An 18,314-nucleotide genomic window follows, 5' to 3' on the forward strand; every position below is an offset into this window, starting at 1 on the left:
AAGATTTTGAGGCGGAATGTGTCACGATTTAGTTAGACAGTTAAGGGAAATTTGAATACCACACGAGTCCTGTTGGCATTGGCCGCGACGCTTTGGGAGGTAAGGCGTTAAGGGGCATTATGACCGGCCCCCTGGAAATAGACCGCACCTGGATTAAGTTGTTATCCAGGGAGGAGGGAGGGTGCTTGAAATTGCCCTCTTTCATTCAAGTTGGTTTTTTTGATGGGGGGCCGGTATATCCGCGACTACTGTGGTTTGAAGGTGGACGTGTCTACGGGCGCCGTTTCTCAAGAGAGTGGGTTTGATTCGTTTAATAGAGAAGAAGATGTTTTCAGCCGACCAGAGTCGTACGCAGGCCGGATAAGAAGTCCCGAGTATACGCCTTTAGCGCGAGGATCGAATCGTCTTGTGAGTTGACCTGCTTGGATAGTAAATAAATTCGCCCAAAATTTTGGACCTGTATTTATCCGGCTTGATCTTGGCTCTGTCGCCGTGCGCCTGGTACTATAATAATTCGATGCAATAATGCATCGTTAGACCATCCAGGATCATGGGCGCCAAATGAAACACCCGGAAGGAAAAGAATACATGGATCAGGCCAAGGGCCTGGCCGCCGAGTTGGACGCTATTTTGGAGTCTTCCTTTGACGGCATCTATGTAACAGACGGTCATGGCCGCACCATCCGTGTGAACAAGGCTTATGAACGCATCACCGGCATTCGCCGCCGGGACGTTTTGGGCCGCACCATGAAACAATTGGTGAGAGATGGGTTTTACAGCGAATCGGTCACCCTGCGTGTATTGGAAAGCAAGCGTCCCGAATCTTTGATGCAGACGGTGAGAACCGGCAAGACGGTGATGGTAACCGGCACGCCTATTATTGATGGTGACGAGATATCCCTGGTGGTAACCAGCGTGCGCGACGTAACTGAGCTCTACAACCTGCAAAATCAGTTGATGCGGGAAGAGAGGCTGCGCAGCAGATACCAAAGCGAATTGGAACAGATTCGCCAGGCGACTGATGAATCAAACCAGGCCATCGTTCAGTCCAAGAAAATGAAAGAGATTTATACACTGGCCGTGCGCCTGGCCCAGGTGGACACTACCATTCTGGTCCAGGGCGAGTCGGGCGTGGGCAAGGAGGTTTTTGCCGATATTGTCCATTCCCGCAGTCCGCGCTGGAATAAACCCTTTATCAAAATAAGCTGCGCGGCCATACCGGAGCAGCTTCTGGAATCAGAGCTGTTCGGTTATGCCCCGGCCTCCTTTACCGGCGCCAGTAAACAGGGCAAGGTGGGGATTTTTGAATCCGCCAGGGGCGGCACGATTTTTTTGGACGAAATCGGAGAAATACCCATGTCTTTGCAGGCCAAGCTGTTGCGGGTGTTGCAGGCCAAAGAGGTCATTCGGGTGGGCGGCAGGGCGCCCGTGCCTGTGGATGCGCGGATAATCGCCGCCACCAACCGGGATCTGAAACAGATGGTGGACCAGGGGCAATATCGTTCGGATCTCTTTTTCAGGCTGAACGTGGTGCCGGTGTTGATCCCGCCCCTGCGGGAGCGCATGGAGGCCATCCCCAACCTGGTTTATCATTTTCTGGAGCGCTTCAACCGGCAATACGGATTCAGCAAGCAGATCGAGCCTCAGGTGCTGGATAAGCTCTATGCCTATGACTGGCCGGGCAATGTAAGGGAATTGATAAATACCATCGAGAGGATGGTAGTCACCGCCCCGGGCGAGCTCATTACAGTCGGCGAATTGCCCCAACATATGCAAAGCAGGGAACAATCAGTCGCTGCGCCGGAGTTGCTGGACGGCTCCCTGCGGGCCACCCTGGAGGAGGTCGAGCGCCGGATTATCACAGAGGCCCTTAAAAAATACGGCTCCACCCGTAAAGCAGCCAAAGCCCTGGGTGTAAACCAGTCGACCGTTGTACGCAAGATGCAGCGTCTGGGCCTGGTCAGTTGCAAGGGGTGATACGTTTGTGATGTGTTTGTGCATCGATGCAATATCGCATCGGTACTCTGACCTTCCCGACCATGTGCGTGCTATGTAAACAGTCGATGCAATAGTGCATCGACTATAAGCAGACTAATTCACCAAAGTGGTTTTTTGAAACCGGAGTGCGTGCCATTCCAATTTTCGCCATGCAGCGGTTATCTTCAATTGGTCATTAAAAAACAGAGAGTTAACGGTGAAAATGCTGACTTGCTTACCGGCAAGGTCTCAGTTTTGTGCCCTTTGGCACTCTTGTTGCTCTATAGTCAGTCAGGCCGACGCCAGGCGCGCAAACCCGGGGACGGCTTTAGTAATAAAAAACGAGGCGGCCTCTTTGCGGAGTGCCCGAAAATAAAATGGAGATCAATAAAATGTCCATGATGACCGGTGAAAAATACGAACAGAGCCTACGCAAATTAAACCTGAATGTCTACATGTTCGGCAAAAAAGTAGGAAACGTTGTCGATGATCCCATCATCAGGCCGTCGATGAACGCAGTCAAATTGACCTATGAGCTGGCCCATCTGCCCGAGTACGAAGACCTGATGACAACCACCTCCCATCTGACCGGTAAAAAGATCAACCGTTTCACCCATATTCACCAGAGCACCGACGACTTGGTCAGAAAAACCAAGATGGGCCGTCTGCTGGGTTCGCGAACCGGTTGTTGTTTCCAGCGCTGTGTGGGCATGGACGCCATGAACGCCCTGTCCATCGTCACCCATGACATTGACAAGAAATACGGCACGGAATATGAGAAGCGGTTTTTAAAGTATTTGGAATACGTACAGGAAGAAGACCTGACCTGTGACGGGGCCATGACCGACCCCAAGGGGGACCGCGGCCTGCCGCCCCACAAGCAGCATGACCCGGATATGTTTTTACACGTGGTTGAGGAAAAAAAGGACGGAATCGTTGTGCGCGGGGCCAAGGCCCATCAGACTGGCGCGGTGAATTCCCATGAGATCATCATCATGCCCACTATCTCCATGCGTGAAGAAGACGCCGAGTACGCTGTGAGCTTTGCCCTGCCCGCAGACGCCGAAGGCATCACCTATATCATGGGGCGTCAGTCCTGCGACACGCGCAAGCTTGAAAACGGCAACATTGACCGCGGCAACGGCATTTACGGCGGACATGAGGCTCTGGTGGTTTTTGATAACGTGTTCGTACCCTGGGAGCGGGTGTTCATGTACAAGGAGTGCGAGTTTGCCGGACGTCTTGTGGAGAATTTCGCCTCGTACCATCGCCAGAGCTACGCCTGCAAGGCAGGTGTGGGCGATGTGCTCATCGGCGCGGCCCAGACCATTGCCGAATTTAACGGCGCGGCCAGGGCCAGCCATGTTAAGGACAAAATAATTGAGATGAATCACCTCAACGAAACACTGTTCTGCGGATCCGTGGCCTGCGCCTGCGAAGGGCACAAGGAGCCCAGCGGCACCTACCTGGTCAACACTCTCTTGGCCAACGTCTGCAAACAAAACGTGACCCGCTTCCCTTATGAGATAGCCCGCCTGGCCCAGGATATTGCCGGAGGTTTGATGGTAACCCTGCCTTCGGAAGAGGACTTCCGCTCGCCCGAGGTGGGCAAGTGGCTGGAAAAATACTACAAGGGCAACGATTCGGCGTCTACTGAAGACCGCATGCGCATACTCAGGCTGATTGAAAACATCACCATGGGAACCGCGGCGGTGGGTTATTTGACTGAATCCATGCACGGAGCGGGTTCGCCCCAGGCCCAGCGGATCATGATTTCGCGCCAGGTGAAGATGGAACAAAAGAAAAAGATCGCCAAACAACTTTGCGGCATTAAGGAAAAGTAGGCCCCCGGTGATTTTGGGGCTGAAATATTGCGGGGGCTGTTCCGCCCGTTTCGACCGGGTGGAACTGGCCCAGACAATAAAAAACCGCCTTGATTCACTGGTGGAATGGACGGCCTACGACAATCCCATGGCCGAGGCCGTCCTGGTGATCGCCGGATGCGAAAGCGCCTGTGTGGATCTCGAGCCGTTTGAGGGTAAAAAAATATATCTGATCTTTCGCGAGAAGGATTTGGAATCGGTCATCCTGGAACTGAAAAAAGTTGCCAAAGGAATTGGTTGATGGATTGGCAAGCTATTTACAACCAAAAGAAAATGTCCGCGCGAAAGGCTGTGAGCCGTATAAACTCCGGTGACAGAGTGGTGGTGGGCCATGCCTGTGGATCGCCGGAAACCCTGTTGGCCGCCTTGGTGGCAAACAAGGAGCAATATCTGAGCGTTGAATTGGTGCACATGGTCCCCATGGGCCCCACTGAATATTGCCTGCCCGAGAACAGCCCCCACTTTATCCATAACTCGCTGTTTGCCGGGGGCGCCTCGCGTCAGGCCCTCAACAGCGGCTGGGGCATTTTCACCCCCTGCCACTTCAGCCAGATTCCGCGTCTGTTCACCCAGGGCATCCTGCCGGTGGATGTTACCCTGTGCATGGTATCCCCTCCCGATGAATACGGTTATTGCAGCTTCGGCATATCGGTTGATTATACAAAACCCGCGGCCGAGAGCAGCCGACTGGTCATAGCCGAGGTCACCCCGCATATGCCCAGAACCCTGGGCGACTCGTTCATCCATGTAAAGGATATCGACTTTATCGTCGAGACCGACGCCAAACCGGTGTACCTACCCAAGTCAAAGATCACCCCCATTGACCAGGACATAGGCGCCTATTGCGCCGAACTGATCAAGGACGGCGACTGCCTGCAATTGGGCATCGGCGCGGTTCCCAATTCCATTTGCGGCTTTTTGGGTGACAAAAAAGATTTGGGTATTCACACCGAGATGTTCAGTGACGGGGTTATGGATCTGGTGGAAGCCGGCAATATCACCTGTGCGCGCAAAAACCTGCATAAGGGCAAAATGGTGGCCACCTTTTTTATGGGCACGGAAAAGCTTTATAACTTTGTGCACAATAATCCACTGGTTGAAATGTTCAGTGTAGACTACACCAATGATCCGCGGGTGGTTGCCCAAAATAACAATTTGGTCTCTATCAACTCCGCCCTGCAGGTGGACTTCACCGGTCAGGTCGTATCTGACACCATCGGCCACAAGCAATATTCCGGCACCGGCGGTCAGGTGGATTTTGTGCGCGGGGCTAATTGGTCAAAAGGCGGGCGCTCCATCCTGGCCTTCCATTCCACTGCGGCGAAGGGCAGGATTTCGCGTATCGTCGCCTATCTTGACCAGGGCGCATCGGTGACCACTTTGCGCTCGGACGTGCACTATATTGTCACTGAAAACGGCGTGGCGGATTTGCGCGGCAAAAGCGTCTCCGAGCGGGCCAAGGCCCTCATATCCATCGCCCACCCGGATTTCCGGCAAGACCTGCGCCGCGAATACGAAAACATCTACCTGAGAAACAACCCATTGCTCAGGCCAATGCCAGAGGACCGAAAGGCGGCCTATTGGCCCCATGAGCATGACGGAACCTATTTGAAAAAACTCGCCAAGGCATAGAGACGCGGCGGTAGTTTTGCGTCCCTGAGCCAGTTTCGGGCTAGGCCTGACTTACCCGTCGTTTAGTCACCGCTCTTTCTTCCGGATTCACATGCCGATATCAGAATTTTCGCAACTCGCTTTTTACTTGGGACCGATGACGTTAAGTCTCGGGGTAGTGCCTGGCGTGGGTTGAACCGGGACAAGTGACCACAACGGCTTGGCAAAAATTCTGGTTTTGCCAAGCCGTTGCCTTGTGGCGGCCTTGATCGATCGCTGAAAAAAGACCGGTTTGTCACCCTCAAAGCCAAGTTGATTGCAGTTTCGGCTGGGTTTTCGGTCTGCAATCGTACTAATATCTAAATTATGGTTTTTTTTGATGCCACAGTTACAACTTTCGCGCCTCATCAAAAGCGTCAGATGGCCCGAAATAAAGGGCGTACGGCAACCACCGGATAATTTAGCTTTAATCTTAATTGCCCAACATAACACCAGGAGGCCTATGAGGACGCCCATACTTGCGGCTGCCATGGTCATCGCTTTGAGTCTGGGGTTTAATGGCTTGGCTGAAGCCACCATGCCCAGTTGCGTAAGCGTCATGGTGGATTGGGATGGCTTGCAAAAGCTGGTCACTGATAATTTCGACAGCCATGGCCTCACTTTGTTCAGAAAGCTGAGCGACAATTCAACGAAAAAAGGCTATTGCCTGGAAAAGGCGCCCGAGCCCTGGCGGCTGTTTGATCCGGATCACAGATTTTTACAGGCAATGGTGGGCCTGGTCGAGCATGACTTGCGGCAGGGGCGGGCGGGCAAGGTGCGCAGTTTTTTTGCCAGCCTGAACCAGGCCAAGCTGATCAGGGGCTTTGAAAGGGCTTACAACCAAACCAAAGGCAGGGTCGGCTGTACGGAGGTGTTGGTGCGCCTGGAGATAAATAACGACATGTATGCGGTGGTGTTCAGGCACCTGCACCGGCCCTGGAGCCGCTGCCCTGTTCGGTTTTCTTCAAAGGTTAACGGGATTGCCGTCTTAATATCCACCGGAATCAAGGCCCGGTAAGGTGCTCACACCATTCTTTTGACTCCGGTATATGCGTAAAAAGTTAACTTGTCATTCCCCTTGGATTTTCACGGGGGTGAAATAAATGGTTGACCGCACTTTCAAACCTATGCGGCTACAATAGCGGGAACGGAGATTGACTTTGCCTTTACCTGGAAAAAAAGACACAGACAAGATCGGCAAACAGAGTTTATTTTGTACATTATTCTTATTGTTTTTCTGTGTTGGATTTGTTTTTTCAGCCTGGGCGGACAGCAAGACCGGAGCCGATCCGAACACTCCTAAAAAATTGTACAAACAGTACGTGAAAACCCCTTCCAATCAAAAAGAAGCCCGCCGGGCAATTCTGATCAAAATCCAAGATATTTTCCCCGACAGCAAGGAGGCGGTCAAGTCGGTAAAAAACCTGGCTGGCCTGGCCGCTGTCGGCGGTCCCTGGACTGATTTGCCCACCAAGGCGGCATACATCGAGGATTTTCTGACGAAGACTGCCATAACCGGAAAAAATGCGGATTCTTTGCAAAAAACCTTGCTTTCCATGTATTGCAAGGCAGGCCGCTGGGATCTGGCAAGCAAGATTACGGAACAATGGCTAAAGGCTCATGCAGCCAAAAGCAGCAAGCGCTATGGCCTGCTCTACAAATTAGGTGTTTATCAGGCCAATTTGGGCAGGATAGATGCAAGCCTTTTGTGGTTCGGCAAAGCCAAGGAGAGTGCGTCCAAAGGCTCCAGCAGGCTGACCAAAGCCGACTCTGCGCTCAAGTGGGTGAAAAATTTAAAAATTGATCCAGTTGAGCAATCAGCTTTGGAGGAACAGTCGGCCCGGGCCGCTAAACTGTTTTTAGAGCTGAAGCCTCTCAAGAAAGGCCCTGAGCGCAATGCACTGTTACATAAACTGGCGGCTGAGTGTCCACTCAGCTATCACGGGCGTAAGGCCATGCTCAAACTGGCCTCACTTGAAGAGTCAAAGGGGAATCTGCAAAAGGCCTTGGAAATGCATCTGGAATTTTTGGCCAAGCACCCTTTGGCTCCGGAAGCCAAAAGGTTAAGCCGGGATCTGATGAAGGAATACCTGGCACTTGGTATGTGGGCACGGGCCGCCGAAGTGGCCGCAATGCGCCAGCCTTATGACTTGCCCGAAAGTCAGTACAATCTTCGCAGGTCCGCCTGGTCTGTGGCCCAGCGCTGGATTGACGCCGGGGCATGGGACCGGGCGGCTGAATGGTGCCGCGTTGCCTTGGGATTGGGGGGTGGACTGAGCCCCATGCCGGAGAGGCTTGCCGCTATTACCCAAAAGGCCAAAGGCAAGCGTTATTTACCGGCTAAAGAGCATATCGAACTGATCAGGGCGCTTCTTGACCACTGCCCTTCTGGGGAGGACACCCCTGCGGCCTTAATGCATCTGGCCGGCATCCAGGGGAACCGTGAAGATTTCCAGAGCTGGATATGGCCGGATCTTCGCTTCAAGCTGCTGCTTCTTGAGGAGACAACCAGCCGCTTTCCCGGCGCCAAACCGGCCCTTAAAGCGGAAAAGGAGATAAAGGGCACCTATCTGGAACTGGGAGCCTGGGATAAAGCCGCTCAGATGGAGCAGCAAAAGTTTGATCAAGAGTACCAGGGCAAAAAGTGGATCTATGCAGGTGCTGCCTTTGACCTGGCGGTGGCCTGGCAAAGAACGGGCGATTTGGAGCGGGCCAGAAAGGTCATGGATCTCCTTTTGGCTCAAAAAAGGTTGGATTGGGATGAGCGCAAAAAGGCCGAGCTGATTCTGCAGCGATTACAACGGGTGGCCGTTCCCAAGCCCATGAGCCCGCAGGAACGAAAAGCCATGCGGGATGCAGCCTATCAGATATATGTGGATATAAATTCCCTACAGCCCTCCAAACTGCCCGATCGGAGTGAGGAACGCCGAAAGGTAATGCAGCCCGTCCTGGAGAAAAGAAAGGAGTTGGCCGATTCGCTGATACGCGATGCCACTCAAACCTATCATGGTAATCGGGCCGCCAGGGCCCGGTTGGCTAATTGCCTTGAAAGCCATGACCGCACCCTGGAACCCAAATGCATGGCTTTGGCCATGGACTATTTAAAACGCTATCCCCACTGGCCTGACAGTGAGGACTTGTGGAAATGGCTTGTACGCCGCTTAGAGGAGGCCGGGGCGCGGCAGGAACTGGCTGGTCTGCATGAGATGGCCGCCCGGAATTATGCCCATCTTTGGGAACTGGACGAGCAAAAACAGGCCATGCAGGCTGCTCAGGCCTGGCTGGATGCTAAAAAACCCGCCAAGGCCCTTGATTGGTTCAACCAGGTGGTTGCCATGGATCAGAGCGGGGAGTCCCGCCGGGCCAAGGAGGCATTAAAGCGGATTCAGCAGATCAAACAGGAACACCCCGAGTTGCAGACGGAAAAGGCTTTGGCGGATAAACCTCTGTCGCTTTCCGAGCAGAAAAAGTTGGGCCGGAAGTTGATGAAACAGGCCGCTAAGCTGCCAAGGGACCGGTTACGCGATTTCAAGTTGATCTACACCGAGATCATAGAACGCTGTCCGGATACTTCCTGGGCGCAAGATGCCTATTGGAGGCTCTCCAACCTATACAAGTTCGCTTACAGCAGCCCCAAAAACCGGGAAATAGTCGAACTTCTGGAACAGTTCCTGAAGCGCTATCCGGATTCCTCCGGGGCTCCCCAGGTGCGCAGACGCCTGATCGTCACATATGAAGATTTGGGAGACTATTGCAAGGCATCCAACCTTTCAGCCCGGGCCTTGGCCGGGAGAGAGTATCCCGCAAACCAGCTCCAGGCCGCTTTGAAGAACTACCTTCGCGCGTTAAAAAAGTGCGGTCGCATGGAAGAAGTCCGAGCCTGGAATAAACTGCTTGAGTCGGGAGTTACCGCTGAGCAGGCCATAAAGAAAGCCATGGAAACCGGGCTGTTGCCAAAATAAAGACTACCGGCGTGAACCAAAAATAGTCCCCCCGCACTACAAGGAAAGTGGTTCGGGGGGAACTTAGTTGTTTTTGAGCCTGTGGCGTCATAGGTCCAAGAACCGTCACTATAATTTTGGGGACTCTATTTTTAGGCGTGGTATTGTGCTGAAGCCTGGCGCGCCTGTAGTCTCGTGGTCGATTTGGTAAAATCCTCGCTGATTTGCCGGAAGGGGAAAGACTTGGCTAAGGGCTTGGGTCAAAGAGTGGTGGTTTTAAAAATTCGGCTCAAGTTATTTATTTCACCGAACGTCTGGGGAAAAGTGTTGGAGCTTATCAGGTTGATTTGATTTTCGTTCGGGCGGATCAAAGAAACACAAGATATCAGCTCTTAGCCTTTAAGGGCATATTCACGCTAATGGCCCTGATGGCCTTCGCAAATACTTAAAAGCAAAAAAGAAAGGGGAGCCCGACGGGCTCCCCGACTTATTGGTATTTTGGTGCCGGAGGAGAGACTCGAACTCTCATGGCCGCAAGGGCCGGGGGATTTTGAGTCTGCGAACCTGAGTTTTCTAACCTCCTCATTTTTTAGGAAGACTTTGATATCATAAAGCAATCAGCTTCTCAGATTTCACCCATTTTTGCCGATTTTGGCACTGTTTTCACAAAAAGTCCCAGCCAAATATCAAAGCCACTTGCCGATAAGAGGACCTAACAGCCCCCACATAATTGTTTGACCGTTTCTCTAATCTCCATGATAGCACCTCCTGGGCATTGCGTTGGTTGTGAGGTGTAGCTAGCCTCTTCTTTCAGCCTAGGCGGCATGTAGAGCCGGGAACAAGTGGATAAGGAAGCTCTTGCAGCAAAAAATGTGGGAAATAAATGCGTTGACCCTGCTTAGCACAATGATGTTCTTTACAAAGGAGCATTAGATTGAGACTTGCATGACCTCCTGTAAGAAAATAAGAGGTCTGAGACCTGTCCGGAAGATCAGGCCACATGGGCAAAACGACGGTTGACCACAAGGCTATAGATGAAATAGTTTAGATGTGTTGAGAAACGACATTTTATGGGGGAGGGCCGTGGTTATTATTCTATCCGTCAATCTCGAAGTTAACCCATACGAGTTAAATTACAGGCACAATACACTACCCGTGCGGAGTGTCGGTGAAAAGCCGTGCCAACCCTACTTGGGATGCTGCAGATTCATGTAATAGGTTAGCATGTCTGAGTTTTGACAGAGTAAAGGATTATGCAATGATCCTTGACAATAAAAATATCGACCAGAGTTAATAATGGAGTTATTAGTCAACAACATGTCAGAGTAAATAATCATTTAAAAATTTTTAATCCGTAGTGCAATTCAATTTGGGATGATATTTGGAATCAGTTAATCACTGCTCGATCGGTGGAATGAATATGCAAGAAATATTAGGAACAAATTACCTGAGATGACTCAACAGGCTATTCCCAAAGCAAATCATAGCGCTGTCATCGTAACGGCCCTTTCGGTCGAATACATTGCCGTGCGCGCCCACTTGGTGAACATTTCGGAAGTTGAGCACCCGCAAGGTGAAGTGTACGAACGCGGTTTTTTTTCCGGTGGCGGAAGCATCTGGGAAGTCGGTATTGTCGAAATGGGCATGGGCAATGCCAACGCAGCGCAACGAACCGAGCGTGCGATTGCTCACTTTCAGCCTCAAGCAGTGTTATTCGTCGGCGTGGCCGGTGGCATCAAAGATGTGGCAATAGGAGATATCGTTGTCGCGACCAAAGCCTACGGCTATCATGCAGGCAAAGCCGCCGATGAGTTCAAAACCAGGCCCGAAGTAGTTTTACCTCAGCATCGCATTTTGGAACGTGCCCGCGCAGAAAAGCGTAAACCCGATTGGGCGAAACGTCTAGACCCTGTTCCTGATCCGGTTCCGAGTGTAATTCTTGGTGCCATCGCAGCGGGTGAACAGGTGGTGATTTCCAAGAATTCAGAAACCTACAGACTCATTCGCGATAAATACAACGATACGTTGGCCGTAGACATGGAAGGCTACGGTTTCCTGAAAGCTATGCAGTTACATCCGGACAAGGAAGCGCTTGCCGTACGCGGCATCTCGGATTTAGTGGAAGGCAAAGCCGAGGCTGACGAAGGGGGCTCGCAAGAGCGTGCCTCGCATCATGCCGCCGCCTTTGCGTTTGAAGTACTAGCAAAACTTAACCTGCCCCAAATAACCAATCAGACAAAAAGTCGAGAAGTTACCCCTGAAGTTCTTGAAGATGGCAGTACTCGTGACAGAACACCTGGCCACCTGACCATCAAGGCGTCTGCTGGGTCAGTGGCGGTTCTGGATATTCACGGATCCCAGATTACTATTAATTCAAATAGCAATGCGTCGTCCAATTCTTTGGCAAGCCCGAGTGAATTTACTGACACTATCCAAATGCAAGCAAATGCACTTGAAACACAAGCAAGTGTGATTGCCCAACTCATCCAACAGCGGGATCAGGTACCAATTTACATGAAGTACCCCTCACCAGCGGCACAAGGTGGTGCGACAAGCCGTTTTCCAATCGATGGTCAAACCAGGGGAGATCAATTCCCGCTAAGGCCAATACCTCAGCGAGAGGCAGGTCTAGTTTCCGGCGAGGCATTCGCGAGGTCAACAGAGAGAGCCACATTAACGAACATTGCTGAAATACTAGTAAAACTTGAGACCGTAGACGGCATTGCAGCGGAGATCCAATCACAGCTCGCTGTGTGGAACTATGACAAAGCATTTCATCTTTCGGATCAGCTAGAAAAACACTTGAGTGGCATTGAGGCCACCACCAGTCCACGGCTGCTTGAATATCTATTTTTGATGGCGCGTTTGCACGTGATTCACGCTGAGAAAAAAACCTCAGATTCACCAGCACATATCGACCAGGCAAATGGCTTTCTCACCCAGATCGATGCATTCTTGGTGGCTTCGCCGCAACCAGCGCTTGCCGCAGACGTAAACGCGCTGAGGGGGTCGATTGAACACCTTCAAAACGGTCCCGAAGCCGCACTCCGATTTCTCGCTGACTGCGAAGACCCCTATGCTATCCGAATACGCCTCGCGATGTACTTGAAAATACAAGATGTAAATGGGGCCGTAAAGCTTATCGAGGAAAAGCCATGGCACCTGAGATGGTGCGAACTCGGAGTCACGGCTTACACCGCTGCGGGTCGCCGAAATGATGCATTGGCAATCATCGATTGGGCTAAAAAACAAGATGATCAGAGCAAATATCCCCAGTGCGTAGTGCACCTCGCCGATGCATCTTTTGTTCATGCCTTAGCCAAGCATGAGCCTGGGAAAAATATCCTGCCAATTGATCTTAGTGAGACCGAAAAAGATGCAATGCAACAGATTCTCGAAGATCTCGCTCCTGTACTTTCCGACATCATCAGCGGTGACTTTGTCGATTCAGAACTGGCAAAGAATGCGCTCAAGATCGCCTGGCATGCACATCACCTGCTGGGACATCGTGATGAGGTTGCAATGCTTGCGCGGTTCATGGCAACTCGCAGTCCGGTGTCAATCGAGGTGGCGCGAAGCGTTGTTAGCGGTTACATGACCCCTCCGCCGGACCTACCTGAGCGATTGCGACTAGACCATCCCGACGATCTCGACGCGAACATCCTCGCAGCTGTTGTTGAGTTGCACATGGGGCAAGATACAACAGCGTATGAGGAAGCGAAGAAGCTGATCACGCTGGCAGACACGGATGAGAAGAAGGAAGAGCTTTTCAAGCTATTCCAGGACTTGTGGCAAGAGCTGGACGATGATACCGCCAAGGAGTGTGAGCGCATCGCACGTCCCCTGGTTGACCATAACTCGTATATGCAGTCCATGTTTGATGCTGCACGCGCACTTCGCGCCGGGAACGGGGCTACAGCACTTGAAATTCTCGACAAGCAGAAAAACGAAGATGATGAATTCTGGCTGCAACTGCAAGGCAATGCCTTGATGCAGGAGGGCCGTTTAGCTGAAGCGGTCGAGATGTTTTTACTGGCTGCCCGTCGGACGGGTGCGCCCATGTTACTTCACAAAACGGCTGACCTCGCCAACCAAGCCAAGAAGGTTGCCGTTGCTGTCGAGTGCTATGAGGCGCTGATTGAGGCGCAACCAGACAACCTCGTTGCGCGTGGCAACTTAGCTTCGCTCTATATGTTCCATCTGCAAGATCTAGAAAAAGCCACGATTCAGCTCCAATCACTGCACGATGCTGAGCCTGAAAATCCGGTTCACGCCGTTTATTTGGCATTATGTCTTTCCCAACTATATCGGCCGAAGGAGAGTCTGGCTCTATTTGACGAGGCTTGCAAAATTGTCCCCCCAGACCTTCGGGCCGTATTGGGACGCGCCGAACTTCTTTTGAGCCTGGGTGATCCAGATGCCGGTTGTACATTCCTTCAGCAGTTCCAAGATGCCTTCTGGGATTCGCCGGACTTCCTACTCGCGAGCATGAATACCGCCTATGCGGCGGACGATGAGGAGTTGGCACACAAGGCGCTAAGAAAGCTCAATGAACTCCGTGCAGATGGACAGGTAAATGAGAATTCGTTCCGCATGGTTCAATACGATGAAGCCCTTGAAACCTTCAAAGAGTCTTTCAAAGCCGCAGAGGACAGAAGGAAGTACATCCATACAGAAATGCTGAAAGGACGCATGCCATGGGTGAGGGCGACACAACTATCTTCAGATCCAATCTACTGGGCATGGCGACTGCGCACGCAAGTACTGAATTGGGTAAGGGATGATCCGATAGACCGTGCTAACTTCACAATCTACTCAACAAACGGATTCCACGCTGGTGTAGACGAGGATGGCCACCGCTCATTGCTGCCATTGGAATGCCCACCTCGCAATACACCGGTGGTAGCCGATTACTCTGCACTTATTACGCTGCATAGACTGGGCCTATTAGACAAGGCTGCGGACTACTTCGGCGAAATCCTGATTCCTCAGAAATACCTGGCAACCGTGTTGGAAGATGGAAAGAAAATGGTTCTCCATCAACGCTCAAGTAAGCGAACAGCTGAGGAAATTATTCGGAGTGTGGAAGCCGGGGAGATTGCCAAGATTGGCTACGAAGGCGGCACAAAGGGTCCGCTACCTGTCGTGGACGAGTACGATAGGGCGGACGTTCATAGGTATCGCCTTATAGATGTGATCCAGCCTGTTTATGGGGCCGGACTTATGGATGACGCGGCGTACAAACGAGTAAGCAAGGTTTGCAATAAACCATCCAGCGTAGATGAAGCACACCCATTGTTGGTACAACACCTTGATATATATATAGATCTTTCCACTCTGGAAACGCTTACCTTGTTTGGTTTGCTTAGTGAAATCACAAGGTACTACCACGTGCACATTGCCAGTGAGGCCACCCTTGAACTGAGGCAACGCCTCGACACCTTGCTTTTGAAGGAGGAAACACGAGTCTGGCATTTCGATCTATGGGACAAGATCAGGGATGACCAGCGATTCAGATTTGTTCGATCCCAAGTGCCGCAAAAGTTGAAAGAAAAAAATACCAGTGATAAAGATTTCCTTGCATTTCTGGCAAGCTTTGTAGCTCAAGATCAGAGCGTTCCCCTGCTGGCCGATGACCGTGCCTGCCAGATGATGACATTGAACGAGAAGCAAGGCACACCCCATGTAGCATTTGGTACTGATGCGGTTATTATTGCTCTCGCCACATCTGAATGGCTGGACGCCTCTGATGCTGCGGAGGCAATGCGGGTGCTGTTGAGATGGCGTTATCGATTCTTGCTCCCCAGTACAACTATCCTAAAAACATATGCAGCTCAGTACCGGAAGAATCCGCCTGGCTTGCCCCTCCGGGAAGTGGCGGAGTACGTTCACGATTGCATGCGCGATACGGGACTGTTTGGCGGTCCAGAGAATACGGATCTCAAAGAATCGATGGCTATGCGGCTGTACATGTCGTGGGTAAAATGTTTAGCCGAATGGCTTGTGGACATTTGGAGTGATGACGACTTTACGGATGATACTGCTACGCAGTTCACAGATTGGTGTGTCAAGGAGTTCATGCCTTCGCAGCCGGGTGTTGTACACGGTAGTGTCAAATTTAGAATGGGCTCGTTAGCTGGTAGGCACCTAATCTCGCACATGCTGCTCAATCTAAATTTCGCAGCGGGTGGTGAGCGCATGTCCACTGCCATGAAGACCGTCCAAGCAGCGCTGAAATTAACTGACGAGGACTATCAGCGAATAGTAACGGAAATTCTTTATGACACCCAAAAAACAGAGCTTTAGTCCTGAAGAGAAGCAGAAGGCGAAGCGTGCAATGCTGGTCCGTATTCGGAACACTGCTTTTCACCATTTAGCACACATAGGGTTGCGAACCTTTCGCGTTCTTCAAGATCTTGAACTTATAAACGACAAGGCATCACCTGTTGGTGAAGGCGTGGATCTAAACGTTCTACGCGACCAACAACACGCGAGACGGCTGAATATTCCAGATGGACCATTCGTGATTTATTTAACAGAGGGAGATGAACCGACACAAATGATCGTCGAACTCCCCATGCTCTTATTCTCCGAGGACTTGGTAGTACGTCAAGCAGCTCTGGAATCCATAGAGAAAATGCTTGTGAAGGTGCCTATGGCCTTCACTCCGAAGACAGCGGCCATTTTGAAGGAATCTCGTGGTGCATTGATGTCCGGGATTCCAGGAGAGTGGCGGACGGCGGCTATCTCTGCTTGTGACGCGCTCTACGACGATGTTCTAATCGCATTGCATGGTGTTCGGCAGTGCCTTGAAAGTGAATCGGTTCTTGAGCGTAGCCTCAAATTCTACACACCGAAGGTGATCCACCCTTCCATGACATCTGTCGATTCAATAAATCTTCCCATAGGCAATCCCGAGCGTGATCATGAGACCTTGGCGCGGCTTCTTTCCGAGATTATTGCCAGTGCCCCTAATCTTACAGAACTGTGCAGCATGTATTTTGCCAAACTTGGATTTTTACCCCTTGCTCCATCCTATAGTCTGGCGGCTGCAATAAGTAAGTGGCTTGCCTCTAACCCCGGTATCGATCCCTGGCAGGAGGTGTGGGGATGGGCGAATTCCGAATCGTCTCCTATAGCCTGTTACCACGCCTGTTCCGTTTTCGTTCTCCTTCCAAAATTAATCCCGGACGGCAAGTTACAGAATCTCTGGAGCGAGGTGCTCAAAGTCATCAATGGCTCAGTCAAGAATGGGGCTGAGTTCCCCGATTACGAACTGTGGGCACTTCGCCAAGATCTCGCGCGACACTTCACATTCCACTTAGAGGCACGGTTACCAGACGGTGATGGAGCAGGCATAGGGTGTTTTGCATGGTGGTTCGCGGAACAGGTCGCCGCCCTCTTCCCAGCTGGTTCAGATGCGGCGAAGTTCTATAGGGAAAACTGGATTAAGCCTGCTTCAGACAGGTCCAGTCTCATTTGGCTGACTGCAAGTTCACCAATTCAACATTCTTTCCTGCGTTACGTCACTTTATCGGTGCTATCCCCGTGGGCCGTGGCCCTGCTGACACTAATGGGCGAACATTTGGATGAATTGGCACCTGGCGAGCAAGCAGAGGATGTTCAGGTGAAATTCAACAAGGCCCTACTATCTAACATTTTTTCGGCTTTGCCTTTCCCTATCAAAACGCCCAGCGATCCCACCTTCGCTTTAGAATGCTCTTTAGCCGATACAGTGCTTAAATGGGCCGTGTACCAGACGGAGCGACATCAAGAGCAGTTGCAAGAGCTTTTGACGATGAGCCAGACGTTCGGAACCAACGATGGCCTTTGCGATGCGTTGCGAAAACTTGGCGAGTCCGATCTGTCGGTACAAATTGCTGTATGTGTTGCCCTAAAGACGAAAATGTACACCGATCGGACAGTCGCAGAAGGTATCTGGGAAGTTATCTCCGAACCTGAATGGCGCGAAAACGTACTTGGAAGTGTCAGTCCCTTAGTCCAGGATCAACTGATTGATTCCATGAACATGCTCCTCATTGACAACGGGGGTAAATGGCTTTCGCACCTACCTCATTACATTGCAGAGCTATGCGAAAAGGAGGAAGATGAAGAGCGTAGACGAATTTTGTTTCTGTATTTAATCCATACTAGTCTTGCATCCGATACTGTGAGCGCAGTACGTCGTCTTCTGCGAGGAAGACAAAAAGCCAAGTTTGTGGAGTACATCAAAGAATACCGTGCGCAGGTTGATGCCATGGGCTCAAATTATCCTCCATGGGTGGCAGGTAAATTGCGTGGGCTGATGGCCAGTTTGTATGTGTTATGATTTGGATTTCGAAACTGAAAAGTCACAGGTAATAATAATTCTTTGGAATGAGGCGGTAGACGACATCCTATTTATAACTTTTGGTTAGTTGGAAACTCAAGCTATGCAAACATTGCTTGGGTGAAAAAGAATAAAATGAATCTCCATAATTATTATCCACACTTGGGTATTTAAATGCCTTGGTAGGTTGAGGATTGTGGGTAGTGTCAATAATCTTTCGTTTTTAATTTTGAAAGCGGCCTCCGTCGTGGTCAGCCCGTGAGAGATTCGCGGTAATCCCTGTGGTTGAGTAGTTCCATGTTCAGGTACTTCCTGGTGCCCCATTTAGTGGAAGCCACGTGTCTTAGCCTGGCCGCCACCAGCATGAGAGCACTTTCGCCATCGGGGAAGGCCCCAACAACCTTGGTGCGTCTTCGTATCTCCCGGATGATGCGCTCCATGGGGTTGTTGGTTCGGATACGACGCCAGTGCTTACTGGTAAAATGGTGATAAGTAAGGGTCTGGTCAATATTTTTGAGACTGTCTTGTTTTCTG

General features: G+C 51.2%; 9 protein-coding genes. 8 read left to right on the top strand and 1 reads right to left on the bottom strand.

The annotated features are described in order from the left end of the window. Window positions 1-561: 561 nt before the first annotated feature. The 8 genes from X474_RS09730 to X474_RS09770 all read left to right on the top strand — a co-directional run bounded on the left by X474_RS09730 (window position 562) and on the right by X474_RS09770 (window position 17,780). Window positions 562-1,977 (top strand): sigma-54 interaction domain-containing protein, encoded by a 1,416-nt coding sequence (locus X474_RS09730; RefSeq protein WP_044348565.1) that lies wholly within the window; start codon window positions 562-564, stop codon window positions 1,975-1,977. Window positions 1,978-2,369: 392 nt separating this feature from the next. Beyond that, window positions 2,370-3,821: a 4-hydroxyphenylacetate 3-hydroxylase family protein gene (locus X474_RS09735; protein ID WP_044348566.1), complete on the top strand. Its 1,452-nt coding sequence runs from the start codon at window positions 2,370-2,372 to the stop codon at window positions 3,819-3,821. 7 nt (window positions 3,822-3,828) lie between these two features. Continuing rightward, a complete protein-coding gene (locus tag X474_RS09740; RefSeq protein ID WP_044348567.1) occupies window positions 3,829-4,101 on the top strand; it encodes a hypothetical protein in 273 nt (90 codons plus the stop codon). Continuing rightward, on the top strand, window positions 4,101-5,492 hold the full coding sequence (locus X474_RS09745; RefSeq protein WP_044348568.1) for an acetyl-CoA hydrolase/transferase family protein: 1,392 nt from the start codon (window positions 4,101-4,103) through the stop codon (window positions 5,490-5,492). The genes X474_RS09740 and X474_RS09745 overlap by 1 nt, the downstream gene beginning before the upstream one ends. Before the next feature lie 481 nt (window positions 5,493-5,973). Beyond that, window positions 5,974-6,528: a hypothetical protein gene (locus tag X474_RS09755; protein ID WP_156360711.1), complete on the top strand. Its 555-nt coding sequence runs from the start codon at window positions 5,974-5,976 to the stop codon at window positions 6,526-6,528. Window positions 6,529-6,832: 304 nt separating this feature from the next. Then, the gene (locus tag X474_RS09760; RefSeq protein ID WP_156360712.1) at window positions 6,833-9,472 is read left to right on the top strand and encodes a tetratricopeptide repeat protein; all 2,640 of its coding nucleotides are present in this window, start codon (window positions 6,833-6,835) and stop codon (window positions 9,470-9,472) included. 1,431 nt (window positions 9,473-10,903) lie between these two features. After that, window positions 10,904-15,757, top strand: a complete 4,854-nt coding sequence (locus tag X474_RS09765) for a phosphorylase family protein (protein WP_052515067.1) — start codon at window positions 10,904-10,906, stop codon at window positions 15,755-15,757. Beyond that, entirely contained in the window at window positions 15,732-17,780 is a 2,049-nt protein-coding gene (locus X474_RS09770) for a hypothetical protein (RefSeq protein ID WP_044348572.1), read from the top strand. Before X474_RS09765 ends, X474_RS09770 begins: the two co-directional genes overlap by 26 nt. Window positions 17,781-18,031: 251 nt before the next feature. Here the strand turns inward: X474_RS09770 and X474_RS09775 are convergent. Continuing rightward, a partial coding sequence (locus X474_RS09775) for a transposase (RefSeq protein WP_044348573.1) occupies window positions 18,032-18,314 on the bottom strand: 283 nt, incomplete at its 5' end.

Origin of the sequence: Dethiosulfatarculus sandiegensis (assembly GCF_000931935.2) — a bacterium.
GTDB lineage: Bacteria > Desulfobacterota > Desulfarculia > Desulfarculales > Desulfarculaceae > Dethiosulfatarculus > Dethiosulfatarculus sandiegensis.